Annotated in this window: 18 protein-coding genes; 12 read left to right on the top strand and 6 right to left on the bottom strand. The window is 58.9% G+C overall.

Annotation, left to right across the window (positions count from 1 at the left end; translation table 11 throughout):
- Positions 1-121 precede the first annotated feature (121 nt).
- The gene (locus tag ACIPIN_RS08355; RefSeq protein WP_401117398.1) at positions 122-2,038 is read left to right on the top strand and encodes an ATP-binding cassette domain-containing protein; all 1,917 of its coding nucleotides are present in this window, start codon (positions 122-124) and stop codon (positions 2,036-2,038) included.
- Positions 2,039-2,235: 197 nt separating this feature from the next.
- Here ACIPIN_RS08355 and ACIPIN_RS08350 read toward each other — a convergent pair whose 3' ends face one another.
- Entirely contained in the window at positions 2,236-2,673 is a 438-nt protein-coding gene (locus ACIPIN_RS08350) for a universal stress protein (protein WP_262117248.1), read from the bottom strand.
- 104 nt (positions 2,674-2,777) lie between these two features.
- Between ACIPIN_RS08350 and ACIPIN_RS08345 the strand changes: the two genes are divergently transcribed.
- The 7 genes from ACIPIN_RS08345 (at position 2,778) to ACIPIN_RS08315 (ending at position 11,314) form a co-directional block, all read left to right on the top strand.
- Positions 2,778-3,215, top strand: a complete 438-nt coding sequence (locus ACIPIN_RS08345; protein ID WP_401117396.1) for a hypothetical protein — start codon at positions 2,778-2,780, stop codon at positions 3,213-3,215.
- A gap of 622 nt (positions 3,216-3,837) precedes the next feature.
- Entirely contained in the window at positions 3,838-5,985 is a 2,148-nt protein-coding gene (gene fadB / locus ACIPIN_RS08340) for a fatty acid oxidation complex subunit alpha FadB (RefSeq protein WP_401117394.1), read from the top strand.
- Positions 5,986-6,014: 29 nt separating this feature from the next.
- Positions 6,015-7,190 carry an acetyl-CoA C-acyltransferase FadA gene (gene fadA, locus ACIPIN_RS08335; protein ID WP_401117392.1) on the top strand — a complete coding sequence of 392 codons (1,176 nt, stop codon included), beginning with the start codon at positions 6,015-6,017 and terminating at the stop codon, positions 7,188-7,190.
- Between the two features lie 99 nt (positions 7,191-7,289).
- Positions 7,290-7,526, top strand: coding sequence for a DUF1653 domain-containing protein (locus tag ACIPIN_RS08330; RefSeq protein ID WP_019692748.1), 237 nt, complete (start codon positions 7,290-7,292; stop codon positions 7,524-7,526).
- A 114-nt stretch (positions 7,527-7,640) separates the two neighbouring features.
- Positions 7,641-10,262, top strand: a complete 2,622-nt coding sequence (topA, locus tag ACIPIN_RS08325) for a type I DNA topoisomerase (protein ID WP_401117390.1) — start codon at positions 7,641-7,643, stop codon at positions 10,260-10,262.
- A 142-nt stretch (positions 10,263-10,404) separates the two neighbouring features.
- Entirely contained in the window at positions 10,405-10,929 is a 525-nt protein-coding gene (locus ACIPIN_RS08320) for a DUF6586 family protein (RefSeq protein WP_401117388.1), read from the top strand.
- A 151-nt stretch (positions 10,930-11,080) separates the two neighbouring features.
- A complete protein-coding gene (locus ACIPIN_RS08315) occupies positions 11,081-11,314 on the top strand; it encodes a hypothetical protein (RefSeq protein ID WP_123426092.1) in 234 nt (77 codons plus the stop codon).
- 106 nt (positions 11,315-11,420) lie between these two features.
- Here the strand turns inward: ACIPIN_RS08315 and sulA are convergent, their stop codons facing one another.
- Both sulA and lexA read right to left on the bottom strand, forming a co-directional pair.
- The gene (gene sulA, locus ACIPIN_RS08310; protein WP_401117386.1) at positions 11,421-11,894 is read right to left on the bottom strand and encodes an SOS-induced cell division inhibitor SulA; all 474 of its coding nucleotides are present in this window, start codon (positions 11,892-11,894) and stop codon (positions 11,421-11,423) included.
- 10 nt (positions 11,895-11,904) lie between these two features.
- Positions 11,905-12,513: a transcriptional repressor LexA gene (lexA, locus tag ACIPIN_RS08305; protein ID WP_401117384.1), complete on the bottom strand. Its 609-nt coding sequence runs from the start codon at positions 12,511-12,513 to the stop codon at positions 11,905-11,907.
- A gap of 252 nt (positions 12,514-12,765) precedes the next feature.
- Between lexA and ACIPIN_RS08300 the strand changes: the two genes are divergently transcribed.
- From ACIPIN_RS08300 to ACIPIN_RS08285, 4 genes are read left to right on the top strand one after another with little or no spacing between them, the layout of a single operon-like run.
- Complete coding sequence (locus ACIPIN_RS08300; protein WP_401117382.1) at positions 12,766-13,473, top strand: TetR/AcrR family transcriptional regulator; 708 nt, start codon at positions 12,766-12,768, stop codon at positions 13,471-13,473.
- A gap of 48 nt (positions 13,474-13,521) precedes the next feature.
- Positions 13,522-13,674: a hypothetical protein gene (locus tag ACIPIN_RS08295; RefSeq protein ID WP_401117380.1), complete on the top strand. Its 153-nt coding sequence runs from the start codon at positions 13,522-13,524 to the stop codon at positions 13,672-13,674.
- Positions 13,675-13,682: 8 nt separating this feature from the next.
- Positions 13,683-14,681, top strand: coding sequence for a beta-N-acetylhexosaminidase (gene nagZ, locus ACIPIN_RS08290; RefSeq protein ID WP_401117660.1), 999 nt, complete (start codon positions 13,683-13,685; stop codon positions 14,679-14,681).
- Positions 14,682-14,693: 12 nt separating this feature from the next.
- Complete coding sequence (locus ACIPIN_RS08285; protein WP_103315332.1) at positions 14,694-15,431, top strand: S-methyl-5'-thioinosine phosphorylase; 738 nt, start codon at positions 14,694-14,696, stop codon at positions 15,429-15,431.
- 135 nt (positions 15,432-15,566) lie between these two features.
- Here ACIPIN_RS08285 and ACIPIN_RS08280 read toward each other — a convergent pair whose 3' ends face one another.
- The 3 genes from ACIPIN_RS08280 to mfd are packed head-to-tail and all read right to left on the bottom strand — an operon-like array spanning position 15,567 to position 22,295.
- Positions 15,567-18,257: a DEAD/DEAH box helicase gene (locus ACIPIN_RS08280; RefSeq protein WP_401117378.1), complete on the bottom strand. Its 2,691-nt coding sequence runs from the start codon at positions 18,255-18,257 to the stop codon at positions 15,567-15,569.
- 11 nt (positions 18,258-18,268) lie between these two features.
- Complete coding sequence (locus ACIPIN_RS08275) at positions 18,269-18,835, bottom strand: CsiV family protein (RefSeq protein ID WP_401117376.1); 567 nt, start codon at positions 18,833-18,835, stop codon at positions 18,269-18,271.
- 10 nt (positions 18,836-18,845) lie between these two features.
- Positions 18,846-22,295 (bottom strand): transcription-repair coupling factor, encoded by a 3,450-nt coding sequence (gene mfd, locus ACIPIN_RS08270; protein ID WP_401117374.1) that lies wholly within the window; start codon positions 22,293-22,295, stop codon positions 18,846-18,848.
- Positions 22,296-22,368: the final 73 nt, after the last annotated feature.

Genomic DNA, 22,368 nt, shown 5'->3' with positions numbered 1-22,368 from the left:
TTTGCCGGCTTGTCGGCATAAGTTCGCAACAATTGTTGTGCAGAGTGCTTCGACATTGAAAATGCCGGCCTTCTGACGCCTCAAGTCAGGTAGAATGCGCGCCCGGTTTTTGGAGAAGCTCATGACCCTGCTCAAATTCAGCGATGTGTCCCTTGCTTTCGGCGCTATGCCGTTGTTGGACAAGGTGTCCTGGCAGATCGCCCGTGGTGAGCGGGTGTGCATCATCGGCCGCAATGGCACTGGCAAATCCAGCATGATGAAGCTCGTCAAGGGCGATCAAAGGCCTGATGACGGCTCTGTCTGGCGTGCGCCTGGCCTCAAGATTGGCGAATTACCGCAAGAATTGCCGGTGGCCGACGAGCGGACAGTATTCGACGTGGTTGCCGAGGGGCTGGACGGTGTGGGCGAATTGCTCGCGCAATACCACCACCTGAGTCAGAACTGCGTTACCGAAGCTGATCTGGACAAGCTGATGCACGTCCAGCACGATCTCGAAGCCCGCGATGGCTGGCGTTTGCAGCAATTGGTCGACAGCACCCTGAGCCGCCTGCAATTGCCCGCCGACAAAACCCTCGCCGAATTGTCCGGCGGCTGGCGTCGCCGCGTCCTGCTGGCCCAAGCCCTGGTTTCCGAACCGGATCTGTTGCTGCTCGACGAACCGACCAACCACCTGGACATCGGTGCGATTGCCTGGCTCGAAGAAGCCTTGAAGGATTTCCAGGGCGCGGTGCTGTTCATTACGCACGACCGTTCTTTCCTGCAAAACCTGGCAACCCGCATTCTGGAACTGGATCGCGGCGGCCTGATCGACTGGAACGGCGACTACGCCAGCTTCCTCGTTCACAAGGAAGCCACCCTGGCGGCCGAAGAAACGGCCAACGCCTTGTTCGACAAGCGCCTGGCCCAGGAAGAAGTCTGGATTCGCCAGGGCATCAAGGCCCGCCGTACCCGTAACGAAGGCCGCGTGCGAGCCCTCAAAGCCCTGCGCGTCGAGCGTAGCGAGCGTCGTGAGCGCACTGGCAAGGCCAACATTCAGCTGGATACCGCTGACAAGTCCGGCAAACAGGTGATGGTCCTCGAGAACGTGAGTTTCGCTCACCCGGGTGGCCCGTTCCTGATCAAGGATTTCTCCATGGTCCTGCAGCGCGGCGACCGTATCGGCCTGCTCGGCGCCAACGGTACCGGCAAGACCACCTTGCTGAAGCTGATGCTCAGCGGCTTGCAGCCAACCAGCGGTAAAGTCGAAGAGGGCACGCGAATCGACGTGGCCTATTTCGACCAGTTGCGCCATCAGCTGGATCTGGAAAAAACCGTGATCGACAACGTCGCCGAAGGTCGCGACTTCATCGATATCGACGGTCAGAGCCGTCACGTGTTGAGCTACCTCGGCGACTTCCTGTTCAGCCCGCAGCGTGCCCGTACGCCGGTCAAGGCGTTGTCCGGTGGTGAGCGTGCGCGTCTGTTGCTGGCCAAGTTGTTCAGCAAACCGGCTAACCTGCTGGTACTCGACGAACCGACCAACGACCTCGACGTGGAAACGCTCGAACTGTTGGAAGAGGTCTTGCTGACCTTCAACGGCACCGTGCTGATGGTCAGTCACGACCGGGCATTCCTCGACAACGTGGTCACCAGCACCCTGGTCTTCGAAGGTGAAGGCAAGGTTCGTGAATACGTTGGTGGTTATCAGGACTGGCTGCGCCAGGGCGGCTCGCCGCGACTGTTGGGCGTGACCGAGAACAAGTCCGGCAAGGCCGAGCTGAACTCTGCGGTCGTCACCGCCGCGCCTGCGCCAGTGGCTGCTCAGGAAGCACCAGTGGCCAAGAAAAAGCTCAGCTACAAGCTGCAGCGTGAGCTGGAAGCGTTGCCGGGTGATATCGACGCCAAGGAACAGCAGATCGCCGCGGTGCAAGCTGACATGGCTGATGGCGGTTTCTATCAGCGTCCTGCTGCCGAAACCGCCAAGGTCATCGCGCAGCTTGAGCAACTGCAAGCGGAACTCGACGTATTGGTCGAGCGCTGGGCCGAGCTGGATGCCTGATTGATCCGTTGCTGATGTAAAAAAGCCCGGCGTTCAGTAATGAGCGCCGGGCTTTTCATATGGAATACGGTCGGCAGGCCGGCACAGATTCAGTGTGGGAGCGGGCTTGCTCGCGAAGAGGGACTTACATTCAACATTGATGCTGACTGAATGTCCGCTTTCGCGAGCAAGCCCGCTCCCACATTGGTTTCGTGTTGTCAGCTTTTGATCAGTCGCACCGCCAGTACATCGCAAGGCGCACCATGCAGCACGTCATTGGCGGTGGATCCCAGCAGCAGTGCAAGGCCGTGGCGGCCATGACTGCCGACGACGATCAGGTCGCACTCCTGCTCTTTGGCCATATGATGGATTTCCTGGCGCGGTTGGCCATAGGTCAGGTGGCTGTTCTCTTTGGAGAGTTCAGGATACTTGTTGATCAGGCGCTCGAGTCGTTCCTTGGCCTGATCGAACTGCTGTTGTTGGAGTTGCGACAGATCCATCGGCACGTCACCACCAAAGGCCATGGCCATCGGTTCGACAATGTGAACCAGGGACAATTTGGCACCGCTGCCGACCGATATCTCGCGAGCACGGTGAATCACAGGATCGCACTCTTCGGTTAGATCTACGGCGACCAGAATATGGTGGTAGGGCATGAGGTGCTCCTCCTGAGGATTGCGATAACGGTAAGTATGGCTGGTTTCAAGCGGATTGGTTCTGGCATGGATCAATCTGCCCATCAAGAATCGGGAGTACAGATATGACGGTCTGGATAGTGGTGTCAATCCTCGCAGTGGTGTTGAGCCCGCTGGCATGGCTGCGGCCTTCGCGTAAACAGGGCGGACAGATGGCCTTGCGCATGGAGGCAAGGCGTATCGGTCTGGCCATGCAGCTGGCGCCGCAGGAGTGGCCGCATTGGCTGGAGCCAGAGCCGCCCAGCCCGTGTGCGCAATATCATCGGCCGCGACGTGGTAATCAGCCCGCATGCTGGATTTATTGGCAAAGTGCGCCGGGCGTGTGGGTCAATCAATGGCGAGAAGTTTGTCAGGATGAGTCGGTGCTGATTCATTTCCGGAAGTTGCCGGCCAATGTCTACAAGGTTGAGGCCGACAAGCAGATGATCACCTTATATTGGGGCGAGAGGGGCGAGGCCAGTGTTTTGAATGAGATCGACGCATTGCTGAAGGCATTAGCCTGAAACGCAATCCCCCATAGGAGCTGCCGAAGGCTGCGATCTTTTGACTTTGTTTTTTAAGATCGTCCGAACGCGGCCCGAACCTTCGGCAGCTTCTGCACGCGGGTAATAAAAAGCCCGACATCTTCATCGGGCTGGAGTTGGCCAGGCAGGCCGGTAACTTGCTAAATCGTCACGCTATCTCAGGTGTGGCGCTGATCTTGCGCTTGGCGTTCGCCATAAGCGCCCCCTCTATTTCGTTTATCGTCCTCGGCCAGCGTAGCTGCGTATTTCCAGTTGCGCAGCTAATTAGGGCGACGTTTCTAAATATTGATTCTATGAATGGCTGAACATGCACCCGCGTGTTGCAGGTCTTCGTGGTACGGATATGACCGCAAAGTCGAGTTACAACCCGCATTTTGGGCGATTGACAATTGTCGGAAATTCCGTGAAGGTGGCGTACCCAAATCAAACGGGCGTATGAATTGAGCGTTTGTATTACGAACAGCTCCTACAGAATCCCGACTATCGCGTTGGCGGGTGTGCCTGGTGGAATGGCGTTAGCATCGACGGTAACGTCCATGCCGAGCCAGAACGTCAGCGTCCGACGTGTACTGTTCAGCTTCCATATCGTGGAGATCAGTTGATGATTTACGAAGGTAAAGCCATCACGGTTAAGGCTCTTGAAAGTGGCATCGTCGAATTGAAATTCGACCTCAAGGGTGAGTCCGTCAACAAGTTCAACCGTCTAACCCTGAACGAATTGCGTCAGGCCGTAGACGCCATCAAGGCAGATGCGTCGATCAAGGGTGTGATCGTCAGCAGTGGCAAGGACGTTTTCATCGTCGGCGCCGACATCACCGAATTCGTCGACAACTTCAAGCTGCCGGATGCAGAGCTGGTTGCTGGCAACCTCGAAGCCAACAAGATTTTCAGCGATTTCGAAGACCTCAACGTTCCAACCGTAGCCGCGATCAACGGCATCGCTTTGGGTGGCGGTCTGGAAATGTGCCTGGCGGCGGACTACCGCGTCATGTCCACCAAGGCCAAGATCGGTCTGCCGGAAGTCAAGCTGGGCATCTACCCGGGCTTCGGCGGTACCGTTCGCCTACCGCGCATCATCGGTGCCGACAACGCCATCGAGTGGATTGCCGCCGGTAAGGAAAACCGTCCGGAAGACGCGCTGAAAGTCGGCGCGGTCGATGCGGTGGTCGCTCCTGAGAAGCTGCAGGAAGCGGCCCTGGAGCTGATCAAGCGCGCCATTTCCGGCGAATTCGATTACAAGGCCAAGCGTCAGCCGAAGCTGGAAAAGCTCAAGCTGAACGCCATCGAGCAGATGATGGCTTTCGAAACCGCCAAAGGTTTCGTGGCCGGTCAGGCTGGCCCGAACTACCCGGCGCCGGTTGAAGCGATCAAGACAATCCAGAAAGCCGCGAACTTCGGTCGCGACAAGGCTCTGGAAGTTGAAGCCGCTGGTTTCGTCAAGCTGGCCAAGACCTCTGCTGCGCAGAGCTTGATCGGTCTGTTCCTGAACGATCAGGAACTGAAGAAAAAGGCCAAGGCCTACGACGAAATCGCCAAAGACGTGAAACAGGCTGCCGTACTCGGCGCCGGTATCATGGGTGGCGGTATCGCTTATCAGTCGGCGTCCAAAGGCACGCCGATCCTGATGAAGGACATCAACGAGCACGGTATCGAGCAGGGTCTGGCTGAAGCCGCGAAGCTGCTGGTAGGTCGCGTTGATAAAGGTCGCATGACCGCAGCGAAAATGGCCGAAGTGCTCAACGGCATTCGTCCAACCCTGTCCTACGGTGATTTCGGCCACGTCGACCTGGTCGTCGAAGCGGTTGTCGAGAACCCTAAGGTCAAGCAAGCGGTATTGGCCGAAGTCGAAGACAAGGTCAAAGAGGACACCATCCTCGCTTCGAACACCTCGACCATTTCCATCAGCCTGTTGGCCAAAGCCCTCAAGCGTCCGGAAAACTTCGTCGGCATGCACTTCTTCAATCCGGTGCACATGATGCCGCTGGTTGAAGTCATTCGTGGCGAGAAGTCCAGCGAGCTGGCTGTTGCCACCACCGTTGCCTACGCCAAGAAAATGGGCAAGACCCCGATCGTCGTCAATGACTGCCCGGGCTTTTTGGTCAATCGCGTACTGTTCCCGTACTTCGGCGGCTTCGCCAAATTGGTCAGCGCCGGTGTGGACTTCGTCCGTATCGACAAGATCATGGAAAAATTCGGCTGGCCAATGGGCCCGGCGTACCTGATGGACGTCGTCGGTATCGACACTGGCCACCACGGTCGTGACGTGATGGCTGAAGGTTTCCCGGACCGCATGAAAGACGACCGTCGTTCGGCCGTTGACGTGCTTTACGAAGCCAAGCGCCTGGGCCAGAAGAACGGCAAGGGCTTCTACGCCTACGAGACCGACAAGCGCGGCAAGCAGAAGAAAGTAGCCGATCCGTCGGTGCTGGAAGTGCTCAAGCCAATCGTTTTCGAGCAGCGTGAAGTGACCGACGAAGACATCATCAACTGGATGATGATCCCGCTGTGTCTGGAAACCGCGCGTTGCCTGGAAGACGGCATCGTCGAAACTGCTGCCGAAGCCGACATGGGCCTGGTCTACGGTATTGGTTTCCCTCCATTCCGTGGCGGTGCGCTGCGCTACATCGACTCGATCGGTGTTGCAGAGTTCGTTGCCCTGGCTGACCAGTACGCTGATTTGGGCGCGCTGTACCACCCGACCGAGAAGCTGCGCGAGATGGCCAAAAACGGCCAGAGCTTCTTCGGTTAAGCGCCCAAACGACTAGAGCGAGAATATTTATGAGCTTGAATCCAAGAGACGTCGTGATTGTCGACTTCGGTCGTACTCCGATGGGCCGCTCCAAGGGCGGCATGCACCGCAACACCCGCGCCGAAGACATGTCGGCGCACCTGATCAGCAAATTGCTGGAGCGCAACGTCAAGGTCGACCCGAGCGAAGTCGAAGACGTGATCTGGGGCTGTGTGAACCAGACCCTGGAACAGGGCTGGAACATCGCCCGAATGGCGTCCTTGATGACTCAGATCCCGCACACTGCTGCCGGTCAGACCGTCAGCCGTCTGTGTGGCTCGTCGATGAGTGCACTGCACACCGCAGCGCAAGCGATCATGACCGGTAACGGTGACGTGTTCGTGGTTGGCGGCGTCGAGCATATGGGGCACGTCAGCATGATGCACGGTGTCGATCCGAACCCGCACATGTCGCTGTACGCGGCGAAAGCCTCGGGCATGATGGGCCTGACCGCAGAAATGCTCGGCAAAATGCACGGCATCACCCGTGAGCAGCAGGATGCCTTCGGCGTGCGCTCCCACCAACTCGCCCATAAAGCGACGGTGGAAGGCAAGTTCAAAGACGAAATCATCCCGATGCAGGGTTACGACGAGAACGGTTTCCTGAAACTGTTCGACTACGACGAAACCATTCGTCCGGAAACCACCCTGGAAAGTCTGGCGGCGTTGAAGCCGGCGTTCAATCCAAAGGGCGGCACCGTGACAGCCGGTACTTCGTCGCAGATCACAGATGGTGCTTCGTGCATGATCGTGATGTCGGCGCAGCGTGCGCAGGACCTGGGCATCCAGCCAATGGCGGTGATCCGTTCGATGGCAGTGGCAGGTGTGGACCCGGCGATCATGGGCTATGGTCCAGTACCGGCGACACAGAAAGCACTGAAGCGCGCTGGTCTGGGAATTACCGATATCGACTTCTTCGAGCTCAACGAAGCTTTCGCTGCACAGGCCCTGCCAGTGCTGAAAGATTTGAAAGTGCTCGACAAGATGAACGAGAAGGTTAACCTGCACGGCGGCGCGATCGCCCTGGGCCACCCATTCGGTTGCTCCGGTGCACGTATCTCCGGCACCCTGCTCAATGTAATGAAGCAGAATGGCGGCACTTTCGGTGTATCGACCATGTGCATTGGCCTCGGCCAGGGCATTGCCACCGTCTTCGAACGCGTTTAAGCGATTCGTCGACGAAAGCCGGGGCCATGTGCCCCGGTTTTTGTTTTTCTGAAGATTTTTTTGTTTTTTATTTCAAGAGATTTGAGTGAGGGCCAGACCATGCCGATACAACCAGGGCTCTACCAGCATTACAAAGGTCCGCAGTACCGAGTTTTCAGTGTTGCGCGGCATTCCGAGACCGAAGAAGAAGTGGTCTTCTACCAAGCCCTGTATGGCGATTACGGCTTTTGGGTGCGTCCCTTGAGCATGTTCCTGGAGTCGGTCGAAGTTGACGGCGAGCAGGTCCCACGCTTTGCTTTGGTGCAAGCCGAACCGAGCCTTTTTTCAAGGCCATAAGCTGAGAGCGCGCAGAACCCTGCGCTTGACCTCACCTTGTTGCCACTATATATAGCGGTGCCGCGTCAGGCGCCAACCGCCTTTCACTTCTAGAATTCAGGAATTTTCTGATCCATGGGCAAATCGCTGGTCATTGTGGAATCCCCGGCTAAGGCCAAGACCATCAACAAGTATCTGGGTAACCAATACGTGGTGAAGTCGAGTATCGGCCATATCCGAGACCTGCCCACCAGCGGTTCGGCTAGCGCCAGCAAAGAGCCTGCTGCCAAGCGTGGCAAGGCTGCTGCTGGTGAAGCGCCGGCGCTGTCGCCTAAGGAAAAGGCGCGCAAGCAGCTGGTCTCGCGCATGGGTGTCGATCCCGATCATGGCTGGAAAGCCAAGTACGAGATCCTCCCAGGCAAGGAAAAGGTTATCGAAGAGCTGCGCCGGCTCGCCAAAGATGCTGACACCATCTATCTCGCAACCGACTTGGATCGCGAGGGGGAAGCCATTGCCTGGCACCTGCGCGAAGCCATCGGTGGTGACGACAGCCGCTACAAGCGCGTGGTGTTCAACGAAATCACCAAGAAGGCGATTCAGGAAGCTTTCTCCCAGCCAGGCGAGCTGGACATCGATCGGGTCAACGCTCAGCAAGCGCGTCGTTTCCTCGACCGCGTGGTGGGTTACATGGTTTCGCCGCTGCTGTGGGCCAAGATAGCTCGTGGCCTGTCCGCCGGCCGTGTGCAGTCGGTAGCAGTGAAGCTGGTGGTGGAGCGTGAACGCGAGATTCGTGCGTTCAACCCGGAAGAGTATTGGGAAGTCCACGCTGACCTTGGCACTGCCAAGGGCGCCACTGTGCGTTTTGAAGTGGCCCGTGAAAACGGCGAAGCCTTCAAGCCGCTCAACGAAGCCCAGGCCATGGCCGCGCTTGAGAAGCTCAAGTCTTCCAGCTACACCATCGCCAAACGCGAAGACAAACCGACCAGCAGCAAACCGTCGGCACCGTTCATCACGTCCACGCTGCAACAGGCTGCCAGTAACCGCCTGGGCTTCGGCGTGAAGAAAACCATGATGATGGCCCAGCGTTTGTACGAAGCTGGCTACATCACTTATATGCGTACCGACTCGACCAACCTCTCGGCTGATGCCGTGGCGATGGCGCGTACTTATATTGAAGGCGAGTTCGGTAGCAAGTACCTGCCGGAAACCCCGAACGTCTACAGCAGCAAGGAAGGCGCGCAAGAGGCTCACGAAGCGATTCGTCCTTCTGACGTGAATACCGATCCAAGCAAGCTGTCTGGCATGGAACGTGACGCTGAGCGTCTCTACGAGCTGATCTGGCGCCAATTCGTCGCTTGCCAGATGCTGCCGGCGAAATACCTGTCGACCACCGTCAGCGTCGCAGCTAGCGGCTTCGAGCTGCGTGCCAAGGGCCGCATCCTGAAGTTTGACGGTTACACCCGCGTCATGCCGCAAATGGCCAAGCCAGGCGACGATGATGTACTGCCGGACATGGCGCAGGGCGATGTGCTGAAGCTGATCAAGCTTGATCCAAGCCAGCACTTCACCAAGCCGCCGGCGCGTTACTCGGAAGCGAGCCTGGTTAAAGAGATGGAAAAGCGCGGTATCGGTCGTCCTTCGACCTACGCGGCGATCATTTCGACTATCCAGGACCGTGGCTACGTCGCGCTGCACAACCGTCGTTTCTACTCGGAAAAGATGGGTGACATCGTCACCGAGCGTCTGTCCGAAAGCTTCTCTAACCTGATGGACTACGGCTTCACCGCCGGCATGGAAGAGAACCTCGATGACGTCGCCCAGGGCGAACGTGACTGGAAAAGCGTGCTCGACGAGTTCTACGGCGACTTCAAGAAGAAGCTCGAAGTAGCCGAGAGCGCGGAAAACGGCATGCGTGCCAACCAGCCGGTCATGACCGACATCCCGTGCCTCACGTGCGGTCGTCCGATGCAGATTCGTACCGCATCGACCGGTGTTTTCCTCGGTTGCTCGGGTTACAGCCTGCCGCCAAAAGAACGCTGCAAGGCCACCGTCAACCTGGTGCCGGGCGATGAGATCGCTGCGGACGACGAGGGTGAGTCGGAGTCTTTGGTGCTACGTGGCAAGCACCGCTGCCCGATCTGCAGTACCGCGATGGACGCTTACCTGCTGGATGAGAAGCGCAAGCTGCACATCTGCGGTAACAACCCGGATTGCGCCGGCTACGAGATCGAAGAAGGCAGCTATCGCATCAAGGGCTACGAAGGTCCGAGCCTGGAATGCGACAAGTGCGGCAGCGAAATGCAGTTGAAGACTGGCCGCTTCGGCAAGTTCTTCGGTTGCACCAATGCGACCTGCAAGAACACCCGCAAACTGCTGAAGAGCGGTGACGCGGCGCCGCCGAAGATGGATCCGGTGAAGATGCCCGAGCTCAAGTGCGAGAAGGTCAACGACACCTACATTCTGCGTGACGGTGCTTCCGGCCTGTTCCTGGCGGCAAGCCAGTTTCCGAAAAACCGCGAGACCCGTGCTCCGCTGGTGATCGAGATCGTGCCGCACAAGGATGAGATCGATCCGAAATACCACTTCCTCTGCGAAGCACCGAAGAAGGATCCGGATGGTCTCCCGGCGGTGATCCGTTACAGCCGCAAGACCAAGGAGCAGTACGTGCAGACCGAAGTCGAAGGAAAGCCTACCGGTTGGAAGGCGTTCTACGACGGTGGCAAGTGGGTGGTTGAAGACAAGCGCGTAGCCAAGTAACCGGGCAATGCGATGCAAAAGGCCGCATGCGAACCCTCGGGTTTTCATGCGGCCTTTGTTTTGCGCTTGCAGTGGGCTTGTCTGATCCATGACACTGTCAGACCTGCATCACGCGTCTTATTTCGTTGTGGAGACTGCCGCCATGGCCCACGAACTTTATACCCGTACCAATCAGAAAATTTACTTCGCCGGTCTGTCGCTTGAGGCGCTGGCCCGAGCGGAAGAGGGGCGGGCGATGAACTCCCTGGCGCTGATCCAGGCAGGGCGTGAGTCAGCGTTGTTTCATTTGTATGGTGCGCTGCTGGGCCTGTGCCACGAGATTGCCGGTTTCTACCGCTTGCCTCAGGCCAATGCGCCGCGAGCAGAATTGCTGCTGACTCGTGAAGTGCTCGAAACCATCGCTATTCCGGAGATGGCGGAGATGGTCGAGTTGGCGAACAACCCTGAAACCTGGCTGGCAAAACTTCTGGCTGCTTATGCCGCGCTGTTTCAGCCGCCACGTGCACCGCACAAGCCCAAGGGCGATGTAACGCAGCCACTGATCCTGGCGGTTAACCTGGATGAAGAAGAGCCTCCTCAAGAGTTGAGTCGAGAAGAGCTTGAGAGCTGGCGTCAGAACCTTAAAGGCCTGGCGATTCGGTTTCGCGAAGGGCTGAATGAGTGCTGAGTCTCTGCACTGAACGCTGAGCGTTCATGGGTGACTATGGATCAGGGATGATCTCCAGCAGCGGTTTCGGTGACGTGCAGCCGGTCAAGATCCCGAGCGAAGCTGCGCGGATGACTATATAATCCCCGCCTTTCGTGGAGAACAGACCTTTATGCCAACGTCCTTTCTAGAAATTGTCGAGCTGCCAGACGGCCGTATTGAGCTGCGCAGAGCTGAGGACGAGGGTTCTCTGGTGACTTTGGACTTCTCTGAAGACGCCAAGGCGTTCCTGCAAGGCCAGCACGTTGAAGTCGCCAAGGCGATGTTGAGCGTGGGTGTGCAGATGGCTGGGCGCTTGGTTGAAGGCGAATTCGACAAAGAAGAAGGGCCACGGATTCTCCATTGATTCCGTTTGTCGGCTTTTCGTAGGGCATCATTTCACATCAAAGTTACAGATTGGCTTCTCTGTCCTGGAGAAGCCCTGCGCTTTTCAGGTGCACGGTGCGTGTCACTTAACCCAGCCGAACATTCAGACTTTGCGCATCCCCGTTACGGGCGGCGCTGATCAGTTGTTGCCGCGCGCTACTGTTCAACGGATTCAGCCAGCTCACAACGGTATGACTACGACCCAGGCGCAAGGCTTCGCAAGCCAGTTGCTGAGCGCTTTGCGTCCCTCTCGGTTGCAGCAGCAGAATGCGCTCGCGGTTCAGGCCGGCGTCTCGCAGCCAGGCTTGAGTCAGGCTGGCGGGCGGTGCAATCAGCGTCAGCCAGCGAGCATCCTGATCCTGGCTCAGTTCTCTGAGGATAGGGGCCAGAAGGTTCAGGCAGTTCCCGGCCGCACCACGTAATGACAACTCACTGAACACTTCGGGTTCGGCGCTCCAGGGCGACTCGACCACGTCTTTGATAATCGGCGCCAGCGGCTGAGCCATGAACGCTTCGAACAGCGGAAGTTGTGCGTGCTGCGGTGTGTGAGGGAACTGCATAACGCCTCCTTTAGCGGCGAATGACGCCGACACTCAAGCCTTCGATCACCAGATCCTGATCTTTCAGGTTCACTTCGATCGGGGCAAACTCGGGGTTTTCGGCAATCAACCAGACCTTGCTGCCATCGCGCTTGAAGCGCTTGACGGTCACTTCGTCGCCGATCCGTGCAACCACAATCTGGCCATTGCGGGCTTCACGAGTGGTGTGCACGGCGAGCAGGTCGCCGTCGAAAATCCCCACGTCCTTCATGCTCATGCCGTGGACGCGCAGCAAATAGTCGGCGCGAGGATGGAAGAAGGAAGGATTGATGTTGCAGGATTCTTCGATGTGCTGCTGGGCGAGAATCGGGGCGCCGGCAGCAACCCGGCCAATGATTGGCAGGGTGGACTCATCTGTCTTGGCTTCAAAGCCCGGGATGCGAATGCCGCGTGAGGCGCCGGGCGTCATTTCGATCGCGCCCTTGCGCGCCAGTGCCTTGAGGTGTTCTTCAGCCGCGTTGGGCGACTTGAAGCCAAGCTCCAGGGCGATTTCTGCACGGGTCGGCGGATAGCCGTTGTCTTCGAGGCAACGTTTGATAAAAGCCAGAATCTCAGCTTGGCGTGGCGTCAGTTTTAGCATGTCGATCGCTCTGTCTTTTTATACAGTGACTGGGATTATATACAGTGAAGTGATCTTGGCAATCCTCCTTTTTTACCCGACCGCTGGACGGTCGGTTTACAGATCGTCAGCTTGCTGCCTGCAGGACTGACTACAGCTGCTGACTTGTATGGTTAAATAGCTGACCGACCGTTCGCAAAACGAACTGGCAGGCTTGACAAGGCACAGGCTGAAACGTATGTTTCAAACAAGTGTTTGTCAGGCGGAGTAGCCATGGCCCAGTCGGAAACCGTTGAACGCATTCTCGATGCTGCCGAGCAGTTGTTCGCGGAAAAAGGTTTTGCCGAAACTTCATTGCGGCTGATCACCAGCAAGGCTGGGGTCAATCTGGCGGCGGTGAACTATCATTTCGGCTCAAAGAAAGCGTTGATTCAAGCGGTTTTCTCGCGTTTTCTCGGGCCATTCTGCATCAGTCTCGATCGTGAGCTGGAGCGCCGTCAGGCCAAGCCCGACAGCAAGCCGAGCCTTGAAGAGCTGCTGGAAATCCTTGTCGAACAAGCCCTCGTGGTGCAGCCACGCAGCGGCAATGATTTGTCTATCTTCATGCGTCTGTTGGGGCTGGCGTTCAGTCAGAGCCAAGGGCATTTGCGTCGTTACCTGGAAGACATGTACGGCAAGGTGTTCCGCCGTTACATGATGCTGGTCAATGATGCCGCGCCGCGTATTCCGCCTATCGAGCTGTTCTGGCGGGTGCACTTCATGCTCGGTGCGGCGGCGTTCAGCATGTCGGGGATCAAGGCTTTGCGCGCGATCGCCGAGACCGATTTCGGGGTGAATACCTCGATCGAGCAGGTGATGCGTCTGATGGTGCCGTTCCTGGCCGCTGGCATGCGTGCCGAAACGGGCGTTACCGACGACGCCATGGCCTCGGCCCAGTTGCGTCCTCGCAGCAAATCGGTACCGCTGGCCGCCAAGGTTTAACCGCACACGGGTGGGCGCGGCAGCTTACATCCGCTAAGCTAGCCGCCCATGCCGACTCTCGTTTCAGACCCGCTCGATTTCTCCTTTACCGACCACGTTCCGCCGGGCATCGCCCTTGGCGGCGAAGTCATGTGTCTGCATCGGGCCGGGTTCTTCAAAGATGCGCCGCGAGCGCTTTTCGTTACCAAGGAATTTCTATGACTGCTGGCCTGCAAGGCTCGTTGATGGTGGACGTCGCCGGTACCTGGCTGACGGCCGAAGATCGCCAACTGTTGCGTCAGCCCGAAGTGGGCGGCCTGATCATTTTTGCACGCAACATCGAGCATCCTCGTCAGGTTCGCGAGTTGAGTGCGTCGATTCGTGCGGTGCGGCCGGACCTGTTGCTGGCAGTGGACCAGGAAGGCGGTCGGGTGCAACGTCTGCGTCAGGGCTTCGTGCGTCTGCCAGCCATGAGGGCGATTGCTGACAACCCGAACGCCGAATACCTGGCCGAGCAGTGTGGCTGGATCATGGCGACTGAAGTGCTGGCCGTCGGCCTCGACTTGAGCTTCGCCCCGGTGCTGGACCTCGACTACCAGCGCAGTGCCGTGGTCGGTACCCGTTCGTTCGAAGGCGATCCAGAGCGCGCTGCCTTGCTGGCGGGGGCGTTCATTCGCGGTATGAGCAGCGCCGGCATGGCGGCTACCGGCAAGCACTTCCCTGGCCACGGCTGGGCGGAGGCGGATTCACACGTCGCGATTCCGAATGACGAGCGCAGTCTTGAGGAAATTCGCGCCAAGGACCTCGTTCCGTTCGCGCGCTTGAGCAAGCAACTGGCGGCCGTGATGCCCGCTCACGTGATCTATCCGCAGGTCGATTCACAGCCTGCCGGCTTCTCGCGTCGCTGGTTGCAGGACATCCTGCGCGGCGAGTTGCAGTTTGACGGGGTGATCTTCAGCGACGACCTGTCGATGGCCGGCGCCCATGTGGTCGGCGACGCTGCCAGCCGGATCGAAGCGGCACTTTCTGCCGGTTGCGACATGGGCCTGGTCTGTAATGATCGCGCGGCAGCCGAACTGGCCCTGAGCGCGGCTCAGCGCTTGAAGGTCAAGCCGTCTGCACGCATTGCGCGGATGCGCAGCCAGTCGTTCGCCAGCACTGATTATCGACAGGATCCGCGCTGGCTCACCGCCCTTGGCGCGCTCAAAGATGCCCAACTGATTGATTAAGGACTTTTTGCAATGACGGTTTACGCGATAATCGGTGGCACTGGTCTGACCCAGCTCGAAGGTTTGAGCATTCGCCAGTCATTGGCCTTGGACACGCCGTACGGTGCGCCGTCGGCCGAGATCCAGGTCGGTGAGTACGCCGGGCGTGAGGTGCTGTTTCTCGCCCGTCACGGTCATCCGCACCGTTTTCCGCCGCATCAGGTGAATTACCGGGCCAACCTTTGGGCGCTGAAGCAGGCGGGTGCGCAGGCCATTCTGGCGGTCAACGCGGTCGGTGGGATTCATGCGGCCATGGGCACCGGACATTTCTGCGTGCCCCATCAACTGATCGATTACACCAGCGGTCGCCAGCACACCTATTTTGCCGATGACCTGGAGCAGGTCACCCACATCGATTTCAGCTATCCCTACAGCGAGCCATTGCGCGAGCAGTTGATTGCCGCGTTGGCTGCCGAAGGCTGTGCTTACAGCAGTCATGGTGTGTATGCCTGCACGCAGGGGCCGCGTCTGGAAACCGTTGCCGAGATCGCCCGTCTGGAACGTGACGGTTGCGATATCGTCGGCATGACCGGTATGCCGGAAGCGGCATTGGCCCGCGAGCTGGAACTGGATTACGCGTGTCTGGCGCTGGTGGTGAATCCGGCAGCAGGCAAATCGACGGCAGTGATTACCATGGCCGAGATCGAGCAGGCGTTGCATGACGGGATGGGCAAGGTGAAGTCGACGCTGGCGCGGGTGCTTAAAGGCTAAGCATTTGTTACATCGAGTCGACCCTTTCGCGAGCAAGCCCGCTCCCACATTGGATCTGTGTTAGCTCGCAATAGTGGGCACCACAAAACCAATGTGGGAGCGGGCTTGCTCGCGAAAGCGGTATAACCAGCGCGGCTAAATCTTCGATTTATCCGGCAACGGCGCAAACAACGCCTCGATATCGTCGTTCTGCAGCTTCCAGTCCCCGGTCGTGCGACCATCCAGTACACCAGCCGCCAGGTCGGATTTTTCCTTTTGCAGGTGCTGGATTTTCTCTTCGACGGTCCCGCGAGCAATCATCTTGTAGACGAACACCGGCTTCTCCTGGCCGATCCGGTAAGCGCGGTCGGTGGCCTGGTTTTCCGTTGCCGGGTTCCACCACGGATCGTAGTGAATCACCGTGTCGGCTTCCGTCAGGTTCAGGCCAACGCCGCCCGCTTTCAGGCTGATCAGAAAAATCTGACGCTTTCCGCTCTGGAAATCTTTCACGGGCGTGCGTCGATCGCGGGTTTGCCCGGTCAGCAGTGCGTAAGCGATGCCGCGTTTATCCAGCTCAGCTTCGATCAGGGACAGCATCGAGGTGAACTGTGAAAACAGCAGGATTTTGCGGCCTTCTTCAAACAGCTCCTCAAGCATTTCCATCAGGCTGTCGAGTTTGCCCGAGGAGCTGCCGCGCGTGGGCAGGGCGGCCTCATTGACCAGTCGCAGATCGCAGCACACCTGACGCAGCTTGAGTAGCGCTTCAAGGATGATGATCTGACTGCGAGCCACACCTTTGCGGGTGATCTCGTCGCGGACTTTCTTGTCCATGGCCAGGCGCATGGCTTCGTAAACGTCGCGTTGCGCCTCGTTGAGCTCGACCCAATGGATGATCTCGGTCTTCGGCGGCAGTTCGGTGGCGACCTGTTCTTTGGTTCGGCGCAACAGAAACGGTTTGATCCGACCGTTCAGGTGTTGCAGTCGTACGTCGCTGGCGCGTTTTTCGATCGGCACGCGGTAGTCGCGGTTGAAGCTTTTCACATCACCCAGCCAGCCGGGCAGCAGGAAGTGGAACAGAGACCACAGCTCGCCCAGGTGATTTTCCAACGGTGTACCGCTCAGGCACAGGCGCTGGCGGGCGTTTAGCTCTCGCGCCGCATGAGCGGCCTTGCTGTTGGGGTTCTTGATGTATTGCGCTTCGTCGAGCACCAGCACGTGCAATGGCTGCGCCGCCAGGCGTTCGACATCCTTGGGTAGCAGCGCGTAGGTAGTGAGGATCAGGTCGTATTCGGCCAGATGCTCAAAGTGTTTCTTGCGTCCGGCGCCATACAGCGCCAAGACCTTGAGCTGAGGGGCAAAGTGCGCCGCTTCGTCAAGCCAGTTGGGAATCAGGCTGGTGGGCATCACCACCATGCACGGCCGATCGAGGCGTCCGGCATTTTTCTCGGTCAGCACATGCGCTAGAGTCTGTAGGGTTTTGCCCAAGCCCATGTCGTCCGCAAGGATGCCGCCGACTTCCAGTTGCCGCAGCGACTGCATCCAGCTCAGGCCTTCGAGCTGATAAGGCCGCAGCGTAGCATTCAGGCCTTCGGGCGCCTCGGCCGTGTAGTCCTTGATGTCACGCAGACGCTGGGCGAAGGTGCGGATGTGCTCGCCACCTTCCCAGAGCAAGGGCATATCTTCCAGTGGATTGAGGCGGGTGGCGTCGGCGCTGCTCAGGCGCAACCTGGTTTCGCCGGGCTCTTGCAGGTAGAACTCGCCCAAGGTTGCCAACACTGGTTTCAAGCGACCGAACGGCAGCGCGACCTGCAACGGGCCATACTCGGAGTTCGGGCGGTTCGGGATGTTCACCAGGATCAGCTCGTCGTCGCGGCGTCTGGCCAGGCGTTCCGGGTTGAGAATCTCGGTGTGCGAGCGCATCAGGTTCAGCAGGATTGGCAGCAGGCTGAGGCGCTCGCCATTGACGATAATTCCCAACTCCAGATCAAACCAGTCGCGTTCCGGCGCCTCTTCGACCGTGGCGTACCAGTCATCGACGGTTGTCAGGTCAAAGCCGAAGTCTTCGTCAATTTGCAGCTCCCAGCCTTGTGTGCGCAGCTTGGGCAGCTCATTGAGGGTGAAGGTCAGCCAGGCGCTGTCGTTGACCATCTCATAGAGTTCGCCGGCGCTTTCCGGCAAGGCTTTACTTTGCCTCGTCGCGACTTTGAATCCGAGGATTCGCAGCTGTTCCCGGTAGGCTTTTTCGACGTCCGGCTGACGTTTGATCCGTAGCGTTTGCTGTTCTTGCCGGATCAGGATGTCGGCATTTTTCTGTCCGCTGACGTATTCATCCAGATAGCTGAAGGACAGCGCGGCGCGGTGCTGGATGTAGCGCTGCATTTTGCCGTTGCGCGGTTCGAAGGCGCTGAACTCGATGCTCGCCAGCCACAGACGCGGCACCGGTTGCACGTTCTCCATCAGCTGTTGCGGCAAAGGCGCGGGTGTGCGGTTTTCGAGGACAGCCTGAAGCTTTTCCAGCAGTTCGGCATCTTTGGCGGCGGCCGGATACTCAAGGGTTTCCTGGACTTTCAGCAGCACCGCAGCGCAATGCTTGCAGTTAACGCGCACCGGGCAGCTGCACGCTGCATCGACCAATAACAGAGTGCCTTTGGCGGATTCGCGCAGCGTAATGGTCTGACGGTAAACATTGCCGCCAGAGCCTTCGCAGCTGGCGGTGATGGTGCTGTCGCCGGCTTCGACGATCCTGACGCGGTTTTCCAGTGCGTAGCGGCGGCCACGTTCCAGGCTTTGTTCCTTGAATCGGCTGACCCAGGAAGGGGCCAGGGGTTTGCTCAGGCTCGGGGGCATAGGGACTTCAATCAGTCCGGGAGAACGTCAGGGACTGGCGGACGCGCAGGTGCAGTCAGCGAAGTGATCTTGATCAGCAGGGCCAGGTGGCCGTTGTCGAGGTAGTTCAACTGACCGTTTTTAGTGTGGCTTTGCTGCTTCAGGCGTTCGCTGGCGGTGACCATGCCATTGGCGCTGAACTGGTTGACCCAGAAGTTCGCGTCGACGTCGGTGAAGCGGCCGAGTTTCAGGTTCAGCGTGCCTTCGATCGGGAATTGGCCGAACTGTTCCTTGCCATCACTAATCGACACTTTACTGGCGTTTTCGCCGAGATTCTGTTGCCAGGCTTTTTGCAGCAGCACCGTGTAATCGCTACTTGCACGCAACTTCTGCGCTTCGGTGCTGAGGCTCGGCGTGCGCAGGCTGTCGGGGTTTACCGGCTGCGCTCCAGCGGCCCAGTCTTCTGGCGCGGCGCGGCTGACAATGGCCGGTACGGCGTTCTGGCGGACCAGGATCATTTCAACCTGATACAGGCTGTCGGCAAACGCCGTTGGGGCGACGAGGGTCAGCAACAGGGTCAATGAGCGAAACAGGCGCATGCGGCGTCCTTCAAGCAGTTTTTGGAGTGAGGCGCTCAAACAGTGCCTCCAATGTATTGAAACGCTCTTCCGGGCGCTCCATCGGCACCATGAATTTGAACATCGTGGCGCCTTCGAATTTGTAGCGGTTGGGTTGGCCCTGGATCAGCTTGATCAGCACCAGCGGATCGACCGGCGTTTGCGCGCCGAACTCGATACGGCCGCCTTGCGGGCCACCGTCGACTTTCTTGATCCCCAGTTGCTCGGCCTGTAGTTTCAGCAAGGTCATGCGCACCAGGTTCTTGGTCGGTTCGGGCAGCAGGCCGAAGCGGTCGATCATCTCCACTTGCAGGTCTTTGAGGCCGTCCTCATCGGTCGCCGAAGCGATGCGTTTGTAGAGGATCAGTCGTGCGTGGACGTCCGGCAGGTAGTTTTCCGGGATCAGCGCCGGCAAACGCAGGTTGATTTCCGGGCCGCCACCCAGCGGTTGATCGAGGTTTGGCTGCTCGCCCTTGCGGATCGATTTCACCGCGCGTTCGAGCATTTCCATGTACAGGGTGAAACCGACGGCCTGGATCTGTCCGCTCTGGCCGTCGCCCAGCAGTTCTCCCGCGCCACGGATTTCCAGGTCGTTGGTGGCGAGCACGAAGCCTGCGCCCAGGTCCTGGGTGTTGGCGATGGCTTCCAGACGCTTCTCCGCGTCCGGGGTGATCTGTTGGCGCGGCGGTGTCAGCAGGTAGGCGTAAGCCTGGTGGTGGCTGCGACCGACGCGGCCACGCAGCTGGTGCAACTGTGCCAGACCGAACTTGTCGGCACGCTCGATGATGATGGTGTTGGCGCTCGGTACGTCGATGCCGGTCTCGATGATGGTCGAGGCGATCAGCACGTTGAAGCGCTTGTGGTAGAAGTCGCTCATCACCTGTTCGAGTTCGCGCTCGCGCATTTGCCCGTGACCGATACCGATCCGTGCCTCCGGCACCAGTTCAGCGAGGTCGGCAGCGCATTTCTCGATGGTTTTTACATCGTTGTGCAGGTAATAGACCTGGCCGCCACGCAGCAACTCACGAAGCAGGGCTTCTTTGACCGTGCTCTTGTTTTGTTCCATGACGAAGGTGCGCACCGACAAGCGTCGTGCCGGCGGCGTGGCGATGATCGACAGATCGCGCATGCCTGACACCGCCATGTTCAGCGTGCGCGGAATCGGCGTGGCGGTCAGGGTCAGGATGTCGACTTCGCTGCGCAGAGCCTTGAGCTGTTCCTTCTGACGAACACCAAAACGGTGTTCTTCGTCGATGATCACCAGCCCGAGGTTTTTGATCTTCACGTCGTCTTGCAGCAGCTTGTGCGTGCCGATGACGATGTCGATCCTGCCTTCGGCGAGATCGGCGACGGCGGCATTCACTTCCTTGGTCGACTTGAAGCGGCTCATCACTTCCACGGTCACTGGCCAGTCGGCGAAGCGGTCGCGGAAGCTGTTGTAGTGCTGCTGGGCGAGCAGGGTGGTCGGCACCAGAATCGCTACCTGACGTCCGCCGTGCACGGCAATGAATGCCGCGCGCATCGCCACTTCGGTCTTGCCGAAACCGACGTCGCCGCAGACCAGTCGATCCATCGGTCTCGGCGCGAGCATGTCTTCGCGTACCGCGTCGATGGTGGTTTGCTGGTCCGGAGTTTCTTCAAACGGGAAGCCGGCGCTGAAGGTTGCGTAATCGGCTTTCGGGTCGGCGAAGGCATAACCCTCGCGGGCCGCGCGGCGAGCATAGATGTCGAGCAATTCGGCGGCGACGTCGCGCACCTGTTCGGCGGCTTTGCGTTTGGCCTTCTGCCAGGTTTCGGAGCCGAGGCGGTGCAGCGGCGCCAGTGCATCGTCGCTGCCAGTGTAACGGGCGATCAAATGCAGGTTGGCGACGGGCACATAAAGCTTGGCGCCCTCGGCGTATTCGAGGGTCAGGAACTCGGCGGCCTGGTTTTCGATTTCCAGAGTCGCGAGGCCCAAATAACGGCCAACGCCGTGATCGATATGCACCACCGGCGCGCCTTCGCGCAGCTCGGTGAGGTTTTTGATCACCGCATCGTTATTGGCGTCGGCGCGTTTCTCGCGACGACGACGCTGCATCACTCGTTGACCGAACAACGGACTTTCGGCGATCAGTGCCAGGGCCGGATCGTCCAGCAGCAGGCCTTCATCCAGTGGTGCGATGGTGATCGCCAGGCGTTCTTTGCCAGCGACGAAATCCGGCCAGTTGTCGACGGTTTTCGGTCGCAGCTTCAGGCGTTCCAGCAGTTCCAGCAACACTTCGCGGCGACCGGCCGACTCGGCGGTAAACAGCACGCGACCGGAAAACGCATCGAGGAAGTTCGACAGCGCTTCCAGCGGCTGGTTGGCCTTGGCTTCGATGGCGAGGTTCGGCAATGGTGTGGCCGGGAAGCGCTCGCGGCCGACACCGGTTTCGACGTCTTGCTGGCTGGCAACCACGCGCGGCCAGCTCTTGAGACGTGCGAAGCAGTCTTCTACCGGCAGGAACAGTTCGGCCGGCGGTAACAATGGCCGAGATGGATCGATACGGCGCTCTTCGTAGCGGTTACGCACGTCGTTCCAGAAATTCTCCGCCGCCTGTTCGATGCCCGGCAGGGAAAACACCTGGGTGTCCTGCGGCAGGTAGTCGAACAGCGTGGAGGTTTCGTCGAAGAACAGCGGCAGGTAGTACTCGATACCGGCCGGGGTAATCCCGCTGCTCAGGTCCTGGAAGATCGGGCAGCGACGGAAATCGACATCGAAGCGCTCACGGAAGCGTGCCTTGAAACGGGTAACCGCGTCTTTTTGCAACGGAAACTCGCGCGCCGGCAACAGTCGAACCGATTCGACCTTGTCGATGGAGCGCTGGTTTTCCGGGTCGAAGGTACGCAGCGTCTCGATTTCGTCATCGAACAGGTCGATGCGGTAGGGCAGTTTGCTGCCCATCGGGAACAGGTCGATCAGCGCACCACGCACCGCAAATTCGCCGTGCTCATAAACAGTGTCGACGCAGCGGTAGCCGCTGGCCTCCAGCCGCGTACGCATTTGCTCGACGTCGAGTTTCTGGCCGATGTCCAGCACCAGGCTGCTACCGAGCAGGAATTTGGTCGGTGCCAGGCGATGTAGGGCGGTGGTGATCGGCACTACCAAAACGCCATGGCTCAGCTCAGGCAGGCGATACAGGCTGGCGATGCGCTGGGATATAATGTCCTGATGCGGCGAAAACAGGTCGTAAGGCAGGGTTTCCCAGTCCGGGAAATGCAGCACCGGCAAATCGGGGGCGAAGAAACTCAGCTCCTGTTCCAGCCGTTCGGCACTTTGGCTGTCGGCGGTCAGTAGCAGGGTAAAGCGCTTGGCAGCGCTGGCGGCCTCGGCAATGGCCAGGCTCAGGGCGGCACCAGGCAGGTTGCCCCAGTGCTGTTTACCTGCCGCGGCAGGGAGAAGCGGTAGACGCAGAACGGGCACGGAAGGTTGAGCTCCAGCGTTGCGACAAAGTCGGTAATTGTAGCGGGCGAAGGTGCCGGCTGTCAGTTGCAGA

This window comes from Pseudomonas sp. NPDC087697 (assembly GCF_044743155.1).
Classification (GTDB): domain Bacteria; phylum Pseudomonadota; class Gammaproteobacteria; order Pseudomonadales; family Pseudomonadaceae; genus Aquipseudomonas.
The sequence above is the reverse complement of the archived record's forward strand: the minus strand, read 5'-3'. Positions and strand labels throughout refer to the sequence as shown.